Below are 16675 nucleotides of genomic sequence, written 5' to 3'. Positions count from 1 at the left end.
TTCCAGGTTTTATGACACAGTAGAACTAAGGCGCGATGCTCTGAAGACGCGCTTTCAGTTCACCCGCACCCGTGACAGGAAGCGTCCCACCTCGTCGCGCAGGCTATCCGTTTGTACGGAAAGCTGGCGGATACTCTCAAGCACTTCATAAGCGACCTTGCCGCTTCGTCCGGCGGAATCGTTCACGCCCACAATGCTGAGGGAGACGTCATGGCTTCCTTGCGCCGCCTGCTGAACATTACGGCTGATTTCCCGGGTTGCAGNCGACGGTCTGGACATTGGCCGAGGTCTGCTCGGTGGCCGTGGCGACGGAGGCGCTCAATCTTCCGGTTTCATCCGCGGCGCGCGTCATGTTCTGGGCGCGCTCTTCGATGCCGTCGGCCTCCTTGGCGACATCGTGGATCAGGTTGCCGACGGTCTGCTCGAACTGGTTGGCAAGCCTTGTCATCGCCTCCTGCTTCTCCGCCGCGCTCCGCGCCTCCTGCTCGGCATGGCTGGTTTCCAGGCGGGCTTTGGCCAGGGCGTTTTCCTTGAACACCTGCAGCGCCTGGGCCATGCCGCCGATCTCGTTGCGGCGGCGGGCCTCCGGGAAGGTGACGGTCATGTCGCCGGCGGCGAGCGCGGTCATCTTGTCCCGCAGCCCGTGCAGGGAGCGCACGATCTCCCGGTTGATCAGGAAGGCGATCAGCACCAGCCCGCAGATCAGCGCCGCCGTGACCATGCCCAACTCCACCAGGAACTCGTGGTAGGCGGCATCGATGTCGTCGGTGTAGACGCCGGAGCCGACGATCAGGCCCAACGGCTGGTAACGCTGCACATAGTTCGTCTTCAGCAGGGGGACGTCGGATCCCAGCTTCGGCCAGACATAGTGGATGATGGCGCTGTCCTGCCTGCGCAACGTTTCCACGATCTCGCGGACAAAGTATTTTCCCGCCTTGTCCTGGAGCTGCATCCGGTCCGTGCCGACCGCCTTCTGATTCGACGGGTTGGCGACCGCGATGCCGTCGAGGTCGTAGGCGAACAGGTAGTCGGCCCCATCATGGTAGGACATGGCATGGACCGCCTTGCGGAAGCGGGAGAGCGCCTCGTCGCGGGTGATGGCGCGCGAGTCCACTTCGGCGTTGAGTCCCTTCGCCATTCCGATGGCCATTTCCACCGTGGAGCGGATGGTGTCGATCCGGTCGTCGACCATGCGCTGGTGGGTGGAACTGCTGCTGATGGCGATGACAACCGCGGGGGCCAGGATGGACAGTGCGACGAGCGCGGTCAGCTTCATCCGGATCGTCAGATCCTGCAGGATCCTCATGGCGTATCGTTTCCTTGGCTGAAAAAGCGGTCATCGCGGTCAGATCCAAATCCACAATGGATCGGGAGTACCGTCCAATCGCGCACCGCCACCAGCCATTCGTATAGTCCGAGCGTGCCGGACACAGGAAATCGAATTGGCAGATTTCAGTAATAATGATTGGTTATTGGAGCGCGGCCATGTGGCGCTCGTCATGAGGGCTGGCCGTCGTCTGATCGTTGCCCGTTCCGCAACCCATATGCAATATCAGGAGCGATGTTGCGCATCATTCAACGGCTCGCGCTTCTTTGCCCGTATGCCGGGATTGGCGAAATGCGCAAGCGGTTCCCACGACAGCTCCGTCAGAAGTTGCACGAAGCGTTCCGCCGCAGGTGACAGCGACCGGTTGCTTTTGCGGATGAGGCCGATCTTGCGGGTCAGGCCGGGGGTTCGGATCGGTTCGATCCGCATGCCTTCACAGGACGCCGCTTCGATGGCCGATTCCGGGAGGATGGACACCCCAAGTCCGGCGCGCACCATGCCGACCGCCGTGGACATGTAGTTCGCCTCGCAGGTGATGCTGACCTCCAGCCCCTCCTTCTCCAAGGCCCGCTCCACCAGGGTCCGTACGCTGGTGCCACGGGCGGTCAGGATCAGTGGAAAGGCCGCGACGTCCTTCAACAGCAGCGGCCGCCGGTCGGCGAGCGGATGGTCCTGCGGCAGGAAGGCGCACATGCGGTCGGACAGGAAATCGGTGATCTCGACGTCGCGGTCCGCCCCCACCCGGCTGCCGATCCCGAAATCCACCTCCTCCGCCTTCACCAACTTGACGATGTGTTCGGCCACCACGTCCTGGACCTTCACGTCGATGTTCGGATGGTCGGTCATGAAGCGGCGGATGGCGGTCGGCAACAGGCCGGCGGCGACCGACGGCAGGGTCGCGATCGACACCGAGCCGCGCCGCAGGCCGGCCAGATCGTGGCTGGCGCTCATCACCGCGTCCAGTTCGCTGAGGACTCGCTGAAGCGCCGGCAACAGATCGCGGCCCGCCTGGGTCAGGACGACCTGCCGCTTGTTGCGGTCGAAGAGCCGGACGCCGAGGGAGGTCTCCAGTTGGCGGATCTGCACGGTCAATGCCGGCTGCGACACGTTGACCTCCGCTGCGGCCCGCGTGAAGCTGCCGAGCCGTGCGACGGCGACGAAGGCCTTGATGTGCCTTACCCCCTGAAGCATGCCACGCCCTTCATAAAAGAAACGGATCACGGTGATCTGACAAATTCATTTCCCTAATCTGATTGTGGGTTCGTACCATGTCAATCACGGACGCTGGTCCGAGGCGGAGCGACGGGACGGCAAAGCCGTAGGCCGTTCCGGCATCGGACCGCACACCGGCAAGAGGCAAGACCCTGGACGATAGGATCCGGATGCGAGTCCGGAAATGGGAGTGGTGTGCCGGACGCGTCCCGACGACCGCCTCGGACGAGGCGAAAGCACAGACCCAAGAAGAGCAAAAAACAATAACCCGACCCTAGTGGAGGTCCCATGCTCGCGTTACTCGGATTGGCCACCATCCTCGTGCTGCTGGTGGTCATCATGTCCAACAGGATGTCGCCCCTGGTGGCGCTGATCGCCATACCGATCATCGCGGCACTGGTCGGCGGCTTCGGCCTCGGCACGAGCAAGTTCATCATCGACGGCATCCGGGCGATCGCGCCAACCGCCGGCATGTTCGTCTTCGCCATCATCTTCTTCGGCATCGTCACCGATGCCGGCATGATGGACCCGATCATCGACCGCATCCTGCGCGTGGTCGGCACCAAGCCGGCGCGGATCACCGTCGGCGCCACGCTGCTGGCGCTGCTGATCCACCTCGACGGGTCGGGCGCGGTCTGCTTCCTCGTCACCATTCCGGCGATGCTGCCGCTGTTCGAGCGGCTCGGCATGGACAAGCGCATCCTGGCGCTGTGCGTGTCGATGGCGGCCGGCGTGAATTTCCTGCCCTGGACCGGGCCGATGATCCGCTCGGCCGCGGCGCTCAAGGTGCCGGTGACCGACATCTTCAATCCGCTGATCCCGGTGCAGGCCGTCGGCCTGGTGTTCATCTTCGCCATCGCCTACCTGCTCGGCAAGCGCGAGGAGCGCCGCCTCGGCCTGAGCGGCGGCGCCGTTGCGGCGGGCGACGGATCCGTCGCCGGTCCGGCCCCGCGGGTGCTGACGCCGGAGCAGCTCAAGATCCGCCGCCCGAAGCTGTTCTGGGTCAACCTGATCCTGACCCTGGTCATCATGGGCGTCATGATCGAAGGGCTGGTCGATCCGGTGGTGATGTTCATGATCGGCACCGTGCTGGCGCTGATGATCAACTACCCCGACGTCAAGATGCAGAAGGACAGGGTGGACGCGCACGCCAAGGCGGCGCTGATGATGGCGAGCATCCTGCTGGCGGCCGGCGTGTTCACCGGCATCATGGGCGGGACCAAGATGCTGACCGCCATGGCGCAGTCCGCCGTCGCCTTCGTCCCGCCGGAGATGGCGCAGCACATCCCCTTCGCGCTCGGCATCATTTCCATGCCGCTGAGCCTGCTGTTCGACCCCGACTCCTTCTACTTCGGCATGATGCCGGTCATCGCCGAGGTCTACAAGACGCTGGGCGGCGACCCGATCCAGATCGCACAGGCGTCGGTGCTGGGCCAGATGACGGTCGGCTTCCCGGTCAGCCCGCTCACCCCCGCCACCTTCCTGGTGGTCGGCCTGTGCGGCATCGGCCTGGGCGAACACCAGAAATTCTCGATCCCCTTCCTCTTCGCGGCCTCGGTGGTCATGACCATCACCGCCGCACTCATCGGTGTCATTCCCTTCTGATCGCCATCCCTTCCGGTCGCCATCGGATCGGGAACAGGAGCAAACCATGAAAACGATACGCATCGGATCGGGCGCCGGCTATTCGGGCGACCGCATCGAACCGGCGGTCGAGCTGGCCGAAAAAGGCGAAATCCAGTATCTCGTCTTCGAATGCCTGGCCGAACGCACCATCGCCATCGCGCAGGGCGCCAAGCTGAAGGACCCGTCCAAGGGCTACGACCCGCTGCTGGCCGACCGCATGCGGGCGGTTCTGGGGCTGTGTCACGCCAAGGGCATCCGGATCATCACCAACATGGGGGCGGCCAATCCGGCCGCCGCCGCGGCCAGGACGCGGGAGATCGCGCAGTCGCTCGGCCTCCACGGACTGAAGATCGCCGCCGTCACCGGCGACGACGTGCTGGCCGAGCTGAAGTCCGGCGGCCACCGCATCGAAGAGACCGGTGCGCCGGTTTCCTCCATGGCGGACAAGCTGGTGTCGGCCAACGCCTATCTCGGCGCCGCCCAGATCGTCGAGGCGCTGAAGGCCGGCGCCGACGTGGTCATCACCGGGCGGGTCGCCGATCCGGCCCTTTTCCTCGCCCCGCAGATCGCGGAGTTCGGCTGGGCGATGGACGATTGGGACCGGCTGGGCAAGGGCACGGTCGTCGGCCATCTGCTGGAATGCGCCGGTCAGGTCACCGGCGGCTATTTCGCCGACCCCGGCGTGAAGGACGTGGCGGCGTTGGCCCGGCTCGGCTTCCCCATCGCCGAAGTGTCGGAGGATGGCGGCGCGGTCATCACCAAGGTGGCCGGCTCCGGCGGGGCGGTGACCGCCGCGACCTGCAAGGAGCAGCTGCTCTATGAAATCCACGATCCGTCCACCTACCTCACCCCCGACGTGATCGCCGACTTCTCGCGGGTCACCTTCATCCAGGAGGGGCCGGACCGCGTGCGGGTGGCGGGCGCCACCGGGCGGGCCCGGCCGGAAACGCTGAAGGTCTCGGTCGGCTATCTCGACAGCTACATCGGCGAAGGGCAGATGTCCTACGCTGGTCCCGGTGCGCTCGCCCGCGGCCGCCTGGCGCTTGAGATCGTGCGCGAACGCCTTGCGCTGACCGGGGTGAAGGCCACCGAACTGCGTTTCGACCTGATCGGCGTGAACTCCATCCATGGCGAGGCGCTGTCCACCGCCGACGGGCGGGAGCCCTACGAGGTCCGCGTCCGTGTGGTCGGCCGCACCGACAGCCTGAAGGAGGCGGTGCGCATCGGCAACGAGGTGGAGACGCTCTACACCAACGGACCGGCCAGCGGCGGCGGCGCCACCAAATCGGCGAAGGATGTGGTCGCCATGCTGTCGGCCCTGCTGCCCCGCGGACTGGCGAAGCCCGCCATCGCGTATGTGGAGGCCTGATATGAAGCTCCGTGACATTGCCCATTCCCGCACTGGCGACAAGGGCGACATCTCCAACATCTCCGTCATCGCCTACGACGAGGCCGACTTTCCGCTGATCGAGGCCGCCGTCACGCCCGAGCGCGTGAAGGAGCTGTTCCGCGAGGTGGTGCATGGCGAGGTGGTGCGCTACGCGCTGCCCGGCATCGGCGCGCTGAATTTCGTGATGCAGAAGGCGCTCGGCGGCGGCGTCACCCGGTCGCTGGCGCTCGACGCCCATGGCAAGTGTCTGGCGTCGGCGCTGCTCGACCTCGAGATTCCCGACCGCGCGTCCTGAGCCCATCCGGCGGGGGGCGGGGAATCGTCCGCCGCCCCCGCTGCCGGGGCGCCTTTGACATCCTGGAAACTTCCACCCTGCACACCGGCCCCCGCATCGCGGCGGAGGCCGATAGGGGCCGGCTGTGCCGAACGAGGGTCGTCATGAAGAAACTGCTCAGTCCCGAGGAGGCCGTTTCACGCATTCCCGACGGGGCCGTGCTGATGATCGGCGGGTTCATGGGGGTCGGCACGCCGCCGCGCCTGATCGACGAGATCGTCCGCCAGAACAAGCGCGACCTGACGGTGATCGGCAACGACACCGCCCGGCGCGGTGTCGGCATCGGCAAGCTGATCGACGCGCGGCTGATCCGTCGGGTCGTCACCAGCCATATCGGCACCAATCCGGAAACCCAGCGCCAGATGATCGCCGGCGAAACCGAGGTGGAACTGGTGCCGCAGGGCACGCTGGCCGAGCGCATCCGCGCCGGCGGCGTCGGGCTGGGCGGCGTCCTGACCCCCACCGGCGTCGGCACCGTCGTGGAGGAGGGCAAGCGCAAGGTCGAGATCGACGGCGTCACCTACCTGCTGGAGACACCGATCAGGGCCGACTTCGCGCTGGTCGCCGCCAAGCAGGCCGACCTGTACGGCAACCTGACCTACGCGCTGACCGCGCGCAATTTCAATCCGCTGATGGCGATGGCCGGCGCCACCGTGATCGCCGAGGCCGGGGACATCCTGCCCGTCGGCTGCATTCCGCCCGATGCGGTGATGACGCCCTCGGTTCTGGTCGACCACATCGTCACCGCAACGCCGCGCTGACCGGGGAGCAACGAGCCATGGATGAAAAGACCCTGATCGCCAGGCGCGTCGCGCTGGAGCTGATGGACGGCGACCTCGTCAATCTGGGCATCGGCCTGCCGACCCTGGTCGCCCGCTATGTCCCCGCCGGACGCCATGTGTTCTTCCAGTCGGAGAATGGCATCCTCGGCATGTCCGGCCCGATCGCCGGGGCGGAGAACCACGACCTGTCCGACGCCGGCGGCTCGCCCATCTCGGCCCTGCCGGGGGCGGCGTCCTTCGACAGCGCCTTCTCCTTCGGGCTGATCCGCGGCGGCCATCTGGATGTCACCGTGCTCGGCGGCCTGCAGGTCGATGAGGAGGGTCGGCTCGCCAACTGGATGGTGCCGGGCAAGATGGTGCCGGGCATGGGCGGGGCGATGGACCTCGTTTCGGGCGCCAAACGGGTGATCGTCGCCATGACCCACACCGCCAAGGGCGAGCCGAAGATTCTGAAACGGTGCACGCTGCCGCTGACCTCGGTCCGCCGTGTCGATCTGCTGGTGACCGACCTCGCCGTCATCGAGCCGACCGGGCAGGGGCTGGTGCTGCGCGAGGTCGCTCCGGGACGGTCGGTTGAGGAGGTCGTCGCGGCGACCGCCGCCGAACTGATCGTGCCGCCCGACGTCCGCGGGATGCCCATCGCCTGACCCACTCCCACCAATTGCGGCGGCCGCCGCGATTCACACAACAGGATCCAAGACCATGTCCAATCCCACCACCGTCACGGTGGCGGTCCCCGTCACCTTCGAGATCACCGTGGAGTTGCCGGGCGATGTGCCGGCTCCGGCAGTCGCCGCCGCCATCGCGGCACGTGCCGCGGAACATTTCGCCCATGTCGGCCAAGCGCAGATTCATGCCTTCAACGAGGTCAACCGCATCCATCGGCTGGGACCGGGCCTCATCACCGCGGCGTCCAGCCGTCCCGACGCCGCGCACAAGGCTGCAGCCTGACGGGAGCCGGAAACCATGACCGAGCGGCGGCGCCGCTCCTCCGCATGGCTTCTCCATATCGGCCGGATAGCAGGCTATCCGGATTGTATGTAATGCAAACTTGACGGCGCCGTCCGTCCGGCGCATGATGGCCGCCGTGATGGATGGTGCCGAAAATGCATTGTTCCCACGACGCCGACCAGCCTGACGGCTGGCCGGAACCACGGCTGGAGTTCGAGAGGCAACGCCCTGCGGCCGCTGTCATGCGCGCCGGCAATTGACCTGTTGCCCGTCCGGCTGAGCGGCGGCGGAGCCATACCCGGGTGGCTCCGCCGCCGATTGTTTTTCGGCTTCGGCCCATGGCGGCCACATTGCCGTCCGATCCCGGCCATCATCCTGCCTCATTCCTATCACGTCCTGTCGCCCTCCGCCTGTACCCCACGAAGCGGCCGACGTAGAATGGACTTGACCCAATTGCGTACCACTTTTGAGCAAAGCACAGGGAGTTGCCTGTCCTGTTCGCTCGAAAATCAAACGAAACTTCGCAAAACATTGGTAGGTTTTCGCAAAATGGGGGTATCTGCTGTGGCTTTAACGCGCCATTAACCAGGATGGACTGATTTTATGGTCGTCAGATGCGGTCAACTCCAACTCAGGCGCGAAGTGAATTTTGCGAACGGATGGAAATGGCCGGTTCCCTTGTTCATGCCGCCATAGCCGACCGCCTCGTGTTTGCCCCTCCAGTTTTTGAAAGGCTCGCCCCCATGACCGTGCCGGCAGTCCTCCGCGATGTGGCGCAGTTCGGCGCCTACGCCGCCGGCCGGGGCCGACATGCGGGCCTGTTGGTCGCGGTCCTGCTGCTGGCCGGCTGCCCGGCCAACACGGTCGGGCCGGGATGGGGCGGACCCGATGTGTCGGCAGCCAATCCGAAGGCCCGTCCGGCTTCCCCGCCGGTGCCCAAGCAGAAGCCGGTCCGCAAGAGTCCCGACGCCGCATCGCTGGCGCCGACCCTGCCGCTCCCGCAGCCGGGTCCCCCGGTGACGAACGGCGACGTGGCGGCGGCCGGCATGGATGCCAACACGGCCACCACCCAGCTGGCGGCCGTGGGGCAGACGCCCACCCCTCCCGCAACCGCCAACGCCGACCCCGACAGCCTTGTCGGGCTGGACGAAGTCCAGACTCTGAACCTCCTGGGGTCCCCTGTTGCAAGGGAAGAGGCGCCTCCCGCCAAGATCTGGCGGTATTCCAAGGGTGACTGCACCCTCAAGGTCTTCTTCTTCATGGATATGACCTCGTCCCAGGACTTCCGCGCCCTCTCCTACGATATGAAGAGCAGCCAAAATGTCCCTGACGCCGACCACCGATGCTTCGCCCAACTCCTCGCTCACGCTGACGCAGGGCGCCCTGTCCGCCCCGGGGTTCAGTAAGGCGGAGTCGAACAAGGGAATGTCAGCAATGACCGAACCGACCATTGGCCGCATCGCCCTGGTGGACGACGACGATCTGTTCCGTGAGTCGCTCAGCCTCAACCTCGGCGACGAGGGATATGAGGTCATCACCTTCGACCGCGGCGAGCCGGCGCTCGATTTCTTCGCCAGTGGCGGATCGGTCGACATCGTCCTGCTGGACTGGCGCATGCCCAAACTGGACGGCATCGACGTCCTGCGCCAGATGCGCGCCCGCGGCATCGCCACCCCGGTGATCTTCCTGACAGTCCTGTCCGACCAGATTTATGAAGAGGCGGCGCTGGCCGGCGGTGCCCTGGACTTCGTGGAGAAGTCGCGCAGCCTGTCGATCCTGCTGAAGCGCATGCGCCTGATCCTGGACGGCACCAAGGGCGATGCGGCCAAGGGCACCGAGGAGGCGGAGGCCGGCGGCAACGCCACCATGCATCGCCTGGGCGAACTGGAACTGCGCCTGGACAACAGCCGCGCCTTCTGGAAGGGCAAGCGCATCGACCTGACGCTGACCGAGTTCAACATCGTCAAGCTGATGTCGACCCGCCCGGAAGAGGATGTGTCCTATCGCGAGATCTACGACCTCGTCCACGGCAAGGGCTTCGTCGCCGGCTATGGCCCGTCGGGCTACCGCGCCAACGTCCGCGCCTTCATCAAGCGCATCCGCCAGAAGTTCCGCTCGGTCGACGCCAGCTTCGCCTGCATCGAGAATTATCCGGGCTTCGGATACCGCTGGGGCAAGGGCGAGAACCCGGCCAGCCAGGGCGTCGACGAGGACGGCCTGGACAATGACCAGCGCAGCGGCCAACGCGGCGGAACCAGCGAGGACATGCTGATCAATGGCGCTGCTGCCGAGTGACCTCGCGATGCGGGCGCCCAGACAAGCGTCCGCCCGCCTGCTCTGGCTGTGGCGGTCGATGGCGAGCCGCCTGGTGCTGCTCACCGTCGTCTTCGTCGCCGTGCCGGTCCTGCTCTACGACCAGTTCCAGCGCGCCGACGAAGCCTCGCAGCAGCTCCTGCTGAAAAGCGCCCAGCGCCAGGGCGAACTGATCGCCCGCGCTCTTGAACCGGAGCTTCTGGGCGTCGACCGCACGGCGCTGCCCAGCCTCAGCAGCGCGCTGGCCCGCTATGGCGACGACCGCACGCGGCTGAAGCTGCTGGTGCGGCCGCGGGTCGCCGCTGCCGGGGCCGCCGCGGTCAGGACCGGCCCGGAACCCTTCTTCTATGTCGCGGCGGCGCCAAGCCTGTCCACCGCCGACATCGATGCCGAACGGCGGCTGCTGCTCGAACAGGGTGTGCTGGACCGGTTGGGGTCGAGCTGCGCCGGCAACTCCACGCTGGCGATGCGCGTTCCCCACGCCGAGGGCGGGGAGGAGGTGCTGTCCTCCATCACCCCGATCAAGACCAGCTTCGGCTGCTGGGCGCTGGTGACCAGCCATGCGACCGAGGCCTACATCTCCTCCTCCATCGGGCGCCCTTACTGGAGCACGCCGGCGGTCCAGGCCGCCGCGGCGATCTATCTGGCGATGGCGGCTCTGGTGCTGGCCGTGCTCGCCGGCATCTGGCGCAACCTGAACCGTTTCGGCGACCTGGCCCGCCGCATCGTCGGCGGCGAGGATACCCCAGACCATCAGGGCCGCAGCGCCTCCTTCGCCGCACGCAACACCGTGCCGGAACTGGCCGGGGTGGCCGAGGATTTCGACCGTCTCGTGTCCACGCTGCGCGACAGCGCCCAGTCGCTGCGTCGTGCGGCGGAGGACAACGCCCACGCCTTCAAGACGCCGATCGCCGTCATCCGCCAGTCGGTGGAGCCGCTGCGCCGCGCCCTGCCGGCGGAGAACGCCCGCAGCCAGCGCGCGCTGACGATGATCGAGAAGTCGCTCGACAAGCTGGACGGCCTTGTCTCCTTCGCCCGCCGCATGGACGAGGCGGCGGCCGACCTGCTGGCCCCCTCGCGCCGCCGCGTCGACCTGTCGGCGCTGGTGGAGCGGATGGCCGGCGGCTACACCGGCCTGCTGGCCGAACGGCGCCTGCACATGCGCTCGCGCATCGATGCCGGGCTGGTGGTGCGGGCCAGCGAGGAGACGCTGGAGACCATCGTCGAGAATCTGGTCGAGAATGCCGTCAGCTTCTCGCCGGCAGACTCCGCCGTCAGCGTCCGCCTGACCCGCAACGGCCGCTGGGCCGAGCTGGTGGTGGACGATGAAGGGCCGGGCGTCGATCCCGCCAACCTTGAACGCATCTTCGAGCGCTACTTCTCCCACCGCGAACCCGGCCGCGGCATGCCGGAGGACGAATCGGCCGCCCATCAGGCGGGGGCGGCGCATTTCGGCATCGGCCTGTGGATCGTCCGCCGCAACATCGAGGCCTTCGGCGGCCGTGTCCGCGCCGAGAACCGGCCGACCGGCGGGCTGCGCATGACGGTGATGCTGCCGCTGGCGGCGTGACGAAGCCACCCTCGTCGGCAAACAGGCTTCGGAGTGGCGTGGCCAGCGCCGTTCCTGCTATGGTCGGTTTCGCAGTGGCCCGTTCTTTGCCCGAAGATCGGGGCTTTCCGCCGAACAGCATTCCGAGCCGCCGATGGACCGCAGCCTCGATTCCACCGACATCAAGATCCTGCGCGAATTGCAGGAGGATGGGCGCCTCAGCAATGTCGAGCTGGCCCGCCGCATCAACCTGAGCCCGGCCGCCTGCCTGGAGCGGGTGAAGCGCCTGCAGGCCGACGGCATCATCCAGCGCTATGTCGCGCTGCTCGACCCGCACCGGCTGGAAGCGGGGATGCTGGTCTTCGTCGAGGTGGTGCTGGACCGCACCACGCCCGACAATTTCGACGACTTCAAGGCCACCGTCCTGCGCATGCCGCAGATCATGGAATGCCACATGGTCGCCGGCGGCTTCGACTATCTGGTCAAGGCGCGGGTGCGCGACATGAATGAATACCGCCTGTTCCTGGGCGAACTGCTGTCCACCGCCCGGGGCGTGCGGGAAACCCACACCTACGCGGTGATGGAAGAGGTCAAGAGCGTCACCGCCATTCCGCTGGACGGATTGTCCGCAGGACCTCTGCGCGGCTGAACGGTCAGACAGTATATCATTTTTCAGTTTGCATTGTGCGCTGTACCCACCATCCTTTTCCAGATGCATTTTGCGAGGGACTTCGCGGCGACAGCGTGATTTGTCGTTCCATTTCGCCGTGACGGTTGTTCGTTTGCTGACATTATTGCGCGGCACGCTGCTTGCAGAGTGAACGTCCGGATCGGGGGTGCGACCGATAAGGTCGTCCGGCGCTGCTGTTTTCGCCCTCACGCCCGACCGTTTCCTGCGAGACTCTGGCTGGAGCGTAACCGCCTCATGCGCGTCAACACCCCGATCACCGACCGCGAAGTCCATCTGACGGACGGCATCCCCCTGGTGTCACGCACCGATACCGGCGGGCGGATCACCTTCGTGAACCGGGCTTTCGTCGAGATCAGCGGCTTCGAGGAACATGAGCTGATCGGCGCTCCGCACAACATCGTCCGCCATCCCCACATGCCGAAGGAGGCCTTCGCCGACCTGTGGGCGACGGTGAAGGCGGGACGGCCCTGGGAAGGGGTGGTGAAGAACCGGACCAAGTCCGGCGACCATTACTGGGTGCGCGCCAACGTCACCCCGGTGATCGAGAACGGCGCCGTCACCGGCTACATCTCCATCCGCTCGAAGCCGTCGCGCGACGAGATCGCGGCGGCCGAGGCCCTGTATGCGGCCATGCGGGACGGGCGGGCGGCGGTTGCGCTGCGCCAGGGCGCGCTCGTCCGCCGCAGCCGTGCGGGGCGGGCCGCTGCCATGGCGTGGTCAAGCCTGTCGGGCCGTCTGGCCGGGGTGATGGTGCTGCTGATCCTGGCGATGCTGCTGGCCGGCTGGCTCGGGCTGGACGGCATGGAGGCCTCGAACCGGTCGCTCCGCACGGTGTATGAGGACCGCACCGTTCCCGCCTATCAGATCGGCGAAATCCAGAATCTCGCCCGCGACAGCCGGCAGCGCCTGACCGATCTTTCCGCGGATCTCCAGGCGGGCAAGGGCGCTGGCGACCTCGCCGCCCTGGAGTCCGGTGTCGCCGGGAACAGCGCCGCCATGCAGAAACTTCTGACCGCCTATCTCGCCACCTATCTGACGCCGGAGGAGGCGGTTCTCGCCGACCGGTTCAAGCCGCTGGTCGTCTCCTATCTCCAGTCCGGCATGGGTCCGGCCATGGCCTTGGCCCGGGAGAAGAATGGGGCCGCATTGGACGCCCATCTGCGCGGCACCGTCCGTCCAATCTTCGAAGACCTGCGGCGGGTGTCGGACGCGCTGCTGGACCTCCAGATCCGGGTGGCTCGGGAGGAGTTCGACAAGGCCGAAGCCGACCACGAGCGACGCATCGCCGTGGTCGCCGCCGCGGTTCTGCTGAGCTGCCTGCTCGCCGCCCTGTTCGGTTGGCTGATCCTGCGCACGGTGCGCCGGCCGCTGGCGGTGCTGGAACAGACCTTCGAGCGCATCGCCCGCGGCGCCCTCACCGACCCGATGCCGCCGATCGCCGTGCCGGAATTCGCCCGCGTGGCGTCCGAGCTGAACGGGATGAAGGCGAAGCTGGCCTATGGCGCTCACGAGAAGCACGAGACCGAACTGCAGCAGAAGGCTCAGACCCGTCAGGCTCTGCTGGAGACCTGCAAATCCATCGAAAGCGACCTGGACTCCACCTGGATGGGGGTGGAGCTGGCCGGCAACCGCGCCGGCGACGGCATCGGGAACCTGATGGAGGCCCTGGGGGTGGTGCGGGAGAACACGATGGTGGTGTCGGCCGCTTCGGAGCAGGCCAGCGCCAACGCCCAGTCGGTCGCCGCCGCGACGAAGGAGCTGAACTCCTCCGGGCAGGAGATCGCGCGGCAGGCGTCCCGGTCCAGCGAGGTGGCGCGGCGCGCGGTGGACAGCGCCCGCGGTTCCGCCTCCGCCATCGGCCGGATGGAGCTGGCGACGGAGGAGATCNCCGGCAAGGGCTTCGCCGTCGTCGCCGGCGAGGTGAAGACGCTGGCGAACCAGACCGCGCGGGCGACCGAAGACATCGCCCGCCAGATCGACCAGTTGAAACAGGCGGTCGGCGGCAGCGTCACTGCGATCCAGACCGTCATTTCCGTGATCGAGGAGATCGACGAGGCCGCCGCCGCCACCGCCGCCGCGGTGGAGCAGCAATCCGCCGCCAATGCGGAGATCGGGCGCAGCGCCGCCAACTCGGCCGGCGGCGCCTCTCAGGTGTCCGTCAGCGTCCTCAGCATCCGCGATCAGGCCGACGGGATCACCGGCATCGCCACCGATGTCCGCCGGCGGATGACCGATACCCAGACCGCGGTCAACGACCTTAAGCGCCGCCTGGTCATCGCCCTGCGCCAGTCCGTTGCCGGCGACCGCCGCCTGTCCGACCGCATCCCCTGCGAAGAGCCGATCACGCTGGTCCTGGCCGGCGACCGCCGCACCGTCACCATGCTGGACCTGTCGCTCGAGGGAATGCTGGTGGATGCCAGGGAGCTTCCGCCGCTGGCCGAGCAGACGCGGCTGACCGTCTCGCTGCGCGATGTCGGCGACCTGCCGGCCGTCGTCGCCGGAATCAGCGACCTCGGCCTGCATCTGGCCTTCGACGATCTGCCGGACGGTCAGGCCGACAGGCTGGGCCGGGCCTATCGCGCGATGATGGAGGCGGAGGCAGAGATCATCCGCACCGCGCAGGACACCGCGGCGGCCCTGTCCAAGGCCTTGGAGGGCGCGCTGTCCAGCGGCGCCATCGCCGAGGAGGCGCTGTTCTCCACCGAGCTCACCCCCATTACCGGCAGCGATCCCGAACAGGCGCTGGCCCCCTTCACCGAACTTGCCGATCGCCTGTTCCCGGCGATCCAGGAGCCGGTCCTGGCCTCCGACCCCCGCTTCCAGCTCTGCGTGGCGACCAACGGCATCGGCTATGTGCCGACCCACAACAATCGCTATTCCGAGCCGCAGCGGCCGGGCGACATCGTCTGGAACACCGCCCATTGCCGCAACCGGCGCGTCTTCGCCGACCGTTCGGGGCTTGCCGCCGCGCGCAACACCCGGCCGTTCCTGCTGCAGGCCTATCGCCGCGACATGGGCGGCGGCCAGATGGTGCGCCTCAAGGAGGTCGATGCGCCGATCACCGTGCGTGGCCGGCACTGGGGCAACCTGCGGCTGGCCTATACGTCCTGACGGGCTTTATCCGTTCCGTTGCAAAAGGGCTTCGTAGCGCCGGACGGTTTCCCGCATCTCCTCCAGGAGCAGGCGCTGCTCGTCGGTCGCCGCGCGCGCCCGCTCCGCCTCGGTCCGCGCCTGCTCGGCATAGGATCGGGCCTCCTCGGCGGACAGGCGGCTTTCCTCGTGGAGCCGGCGTGCCAGCTCTTTGGCATGGCGCGCCTCTTCCGCCGCGCGTCTCGCCATTTCACTGGACCGGCGATGCTCCTCGTCATCGATCCGCCAGCCTTCGGCTTCGTGCCGTTGAGCCTCGCCCGTGATCCGTCCTTCTTCGGCCATCAGGCGGGCGTCTTCCGCCTCCATGTGGCGGTCGAACGCCGCGATCCGCTCCGACTCGGCCTTCTCCCGCTGCCGTTCGGTATCGTTGCGGGCGTCTTCGGCCTTGTTTCGACGCGTTTCGCTGCGCCGTCGCCAGTCTTCGGCGTCGACACGCCGATCCTCAGCATGGTCCCGCGGGGGGCTTGTCCGGGGCATGGTGTTTTCCCTCCATCAGGCGGTGAGAAGCAGCCAGCGCCCTTTCGGAGGAGCGCAGACGCGCCTCCGCCCGGTCCAGAAGATGCCGCCTCCGCATCAACATGTCGCGGAGCTTCTCCTGCAATGCTGTGATGCGATCCAGGGTTTCCATTCCACCGTCAACAGGCCGTTCCGGCAATCTGCCATAACAGCATAGTCGCGGGTTTGGATCGCCACACCGCGCTGGCGGTGCGTCAGGCGCGCGTCTGCGTCTGCGCCTCCGGCACCAGGACGTCGGCGCAGATCGCCCGCACCATGTCGGCCCGGTCGGCGGCGGCGCCCGGGGCGAGCAGCCCCTGGCCGAAGGCGAAGGCGTAGAACAGGTAGGCGCGGGCGAAGGCCTGATCGGCGGGCAAACCCAGGGCCACGAACAGGCCGGCGACGCTGTGCAGGCGTTCGCGGTCGACCTCGGCGATCACGTTCTCCGCCTCCGGTGCGCGGCGTGCCCAGTCGCGCACCGCCAATTCTATCGCCATGCCGCGCGGCTTGCTGCCGCCATAGAGCGCCAGCAGGTCGCGCAGTTGCTGCGCCGGTTCGCGTCCGTCCAGCCGGGTCTGTTCCTTGATGGCGGCGATGCGGCCCAGCTTCCAGCTGTCGAGCAGGGCGTTCATCAGCTCGGTGCGGTCGCGGAAATGCCAGTAGAAGCTGCCCTTGGTGACCTTCAGGGCCTTTGCCAGCACCTCCACCCGCACCTTGTCGACGCCGCCTTCGGCCAGGGCCGCGAAGGCGGCGGCCAGCCAGGATTCGCGGTTCTTCGTCTTGGATTCCATACCCGTCCTTCGCGCTCCCCAGGCGTCCGCAGCCGCAGTCCGCCGCAGCATTCCCAGGGGCGAT

The 16675-nt window shown here is 67.1% G+C and carries 15 protein-coding genes and 1 pseudogene; 12 read left to right on the top strand and 4 right to left on the bottom strand.

Annotation, left to right across the window (positions count from 1 at the left end; genetic code table 11):
• Positions 1–264: 264 nt before the first annotated feature.
• Together A6A40_RS32450 and A6A40_RS22065 are read right to left on the bottom strand one after the other, a co-directional pair.
• Positions 265–1138: cache domain-containing protein (locus A6A40_RS32450; protein WP_418208623.1), on the bottom strand; the 874-nt coding region annotated here is incomplete at its 3' end.
• A gap of 414 nt (positions 1139–1552) precedes the next feature.
• The gene (locus A6A40_RS22065; protein WP_108547974.1) at positions 1553–2518 is read right to left on the bottom strand and encodes a LysR family transcriptional regulator; all 966 of its coding nucleotides are present in this window, start codon (positions 2516–2518) and stop codon (positions 1553–1555) included.
• 309 nt (positions 2519–2827) lie between these two features.
• On the opposite strand from A6A40_RS22065, the gene A6A40_RS22060 reads away from it, so the two are divergent.
• The 12 genes and pseudogenes from A6A40_RS22060 to A6A40_RS31620 form a co-directional block, all read left to right on the top strand.
• Complete coding sequence (locus tag A6A40_RS22060; RefSeq protein ID WP_108547973.1) at positions 2828–4144, top strand: CitMHS family transporter; 1317 nt, start codon at positions 2828–2830, stop codon at positions 4142–4144.
• Positions 4145–4190: 46 nt separating this feature from the next.
• Positions 4191–5534, top strand: coding sequence for an acyclic terpene utilization AtuA family protein (locus tag A6A40_RS22055; protein ID WP_108547972.1), 1344 nt, complete (start codon positions 4191–4193; stop codon positions 5532–5534).
• Between the two features lies 1 nt (position 5535).
• Complete coding sequence (locus A6A40_RS22050) at positions 5536–5850, top strand: AtuA-related protein (RefSeq protein ID WP_108547971.1); 315 nt, start codon at positions 5536–5538, stop codon at positions 5848–5850.
• A gap of 143 nt (positions 5851–5993) precedes the next feature.
• Positions 5994–6650: a CoA transferase subunit A gene (locus tag A6A40_RS22045; protein WP_108547970.1), complete on the top strand. Its 657-nt coding sequence runs from the start codon at positions 5994–5996 to the stop codon at positions 6648–6650.
• 17 nt (positions 6651–6667) lie between these two features.
• The gene (locus A6A40_RS22040; RefSeq protein WP_108547969.1) at positions 6668–7318 is read left to right on the top strand and encodes a 3-oxoacid CoA-transferase subunit B; all 651 of its coding nucleotides are present in this window, start codon (positions 6668–6670) and stop codon (positions 7316–7318) included.
• A 55-nt stretch (positions 7319–7373) separates the two neighbouring features.
• Entirely contained in the window at positions 7374–7622 is a 249-nt protein-coding gene (locus A6A40_RS22035; protein ID WP_108547968.1) for a hypothetical protein, read from the top strand.
• A gap of 659 nt (positions 7623–8281) precedes the next feature.
• A complete protein-coding gene (locus A6A40_RS22030; RefSeq protein ID WP_236783946.1) occupies positions 8282–9028 on the top strand; it encodes a hypothetical protein in 747 nt (248 codons plus the stop codon).
• A gap of 28 nt (positions 9029–9056) precedes the next feature.
• Positions 9057–9917, top strand: a complete 861-nt coding sequence (locus A6A40_RS22025) for a response regulator transcription factor (protein ID WP_236783945.1) — start codon at positions 9057–9059, stop codon at positions 9915–9917.
• Entirely contained in the window at positions 9898–11505 is a 1608-nt protein-coding gene (locus tag A6A40_RS22020; RefSeq protein WP_108547965.1) for a sensor histidine kinase, read from the top strand. The genes A6A40_RS22025 and A6A40_RS22020 overlap by 20 nt, the downstream gene beginning before the upstream one ends.
• 133 nt (positions 11506–11638) lie before the next feature.
• Entirely contained in the window at positions 11639–12133 is a 495-nt protein-coding gene (locus tag A6A40_RS22015; protein WP_108547964.1) for a winged helix-turn-helix transcriptional regulator, read from the top strand.
• A gap of 276 nt (positions 12134–12409) precedes the next feature.
• A pseudogene (locus A6A40_RS31625) lies at positions 12410–14062 on the top strand (MCP four helix bundle domain-containing protein); the annotation flags it as partial.
• Position 14063: 1 nt separating this feature from the next.
• Positions 14064–15286: PilZ domain-containing protein (locus tag A6A40_RS31620; protein ID WP_261344799.1), on the top strand; the 1223-nt coding region annotated here is incomplete at its 5' end.
• Between the two features lie 6 nt (positions 15287–15292).
• Here A6A40_RS31620 and A6A40_RS22005 read toward each other — a convergent pair.
• Complete coding sequence (locus A6A40_RS22005; RefSeq protein WP_108547962.1) at positions 15293–15802, bottom strand: hypothetical protein; 510 nt, start codon at positions 15800–15802, stop codon at positions 15293–15295.
• 233 nt (positions 15803–16035) lie between these two features.
• A complete protein-coding gene (locus A6A40_RS22000; RefSeq protein ID WP_108547961.1) occupies positions 16036–16611 on the bottom strand; it encodes a TetR/AcrR family transcriptional regulator in 576 nt (191 codons plus the stop codon).
• Positions 16612–16675 lie beyond the last annotated feature (64 nt).

Source organism: Azospirillum humicireducens, assembly GCF_001639105.2.
GTDB classification, from domain to species: Bacteria; Pseudomonadota; Alphaproteobacteria; order Azospirillales; family Azospirillaceae; genus Azospirillum; species Azospirillum humicireducens.
The sequence above is the reverse complement of the archived record's forward strand: the minus strand, read 5'-3'. Positions and strand labels throughout refer to the sequence as shown.

What these genes read in the sequence shown, in the direction of transcription:
- A6A40_RS22065 (WP_108547974.1), bottom strand. Translation starts at nt 2,518, where the DNA reads ATGCTTCAGGGGGTAAGGCACATCAAGGCCTTCGTCGCCGTCGCACGG.
- A6A40_RS22060 (WP_108547973.1), top strand. Translation starts at nt 2,828, where the DNA reads ATGCTCGCGTTACTCGGATTGGCCACCATCCTCGTGCTGCTGGTGGTC.
- A6A40_RS22055 (WP_108547972.1), top strand. Translation starts at nt 4,191, where the DNA reads ATGAAAACGATACGCATCGGATCGGGCGCCGGCTATTCGGGCGACCGC.
- A6A40_RS22050 (WP_108547971.1), top strand. Translation starts at nt 5,536, where the DNA reads ATGAAGCTCCGTGACATTGCCCATTCCCGCACTGGCGACAAGGGCGAC.
- A6A40_RS22045 (WP_108547970.1), top strand. Translation starts at nt 5,994, where the DNA reads ATGAAGAAACTGCTCAGTCCCGAGGAGGCCGTTTCACGCATTCCCGAC.
- A6A40_RS22040 (WP_108547969.1), top strand. Translation starts at nt 6,668, where the DNA reads ATGGATGAAAAGACCCTGATCGCCAGGCGCGTCGCGCTGGAGCTGATG.
- A6A40_RS22035 (WP_108547968.1), top strand. Translation starts at nt 7,374, where the DNA reads ATGTCCAATCCCACCACCGTCACGGTGGCGGTCCCCGTCACCTTCGAG.
- A6A40_RS22030 (WP_236783946.1), top strand. Translation starts at nt 8,282, where the DNA reads ATGGAAATGGCCGGTTCCCTTGTTCATGCCGCCATAGCCGACCGCCTC.
- A6A40_RS22025 (WP_236783945.1), top strand. Translation starts at nt 9,057, where the DNA reads ATGACCGAACCGACCATTGGCCGCATCGCCCTGGTGGACGACGACGAT.
- A6A40_RS22020 (WP_108547965.1), top strand. Translation starts at nt 9,898, where the DNA reads ATGGCGCTGCTGCCGAGTGACCTCGCGATGCGGGCGCCCAGACAAGCG.
- A6A40_RS22015 (WP_108547964.1), top strand. Translation starts at nt 11,639, where the DNA reads ATGGACCGCAGCCTCGATTCCACCGACATCAAGATCCTGCGCGAATTG.
- A6A40_RS22005 (WP_108547962.1), bottom strand. Translation starts at nt 15,802, where the DNA reads ATGCCCCGGACAAGCCCCCCGCGGGACCATGCTGAGGATCGGCGTGTC.
- A6A40_RS22000 (WP_108547961.1), bottom strand. Translation starts at nt 16,611, where the DNA reads ATGGAATCCAAGACGAAGAACCGCGAATCCTGGCTGGCCGCCGCCTTC.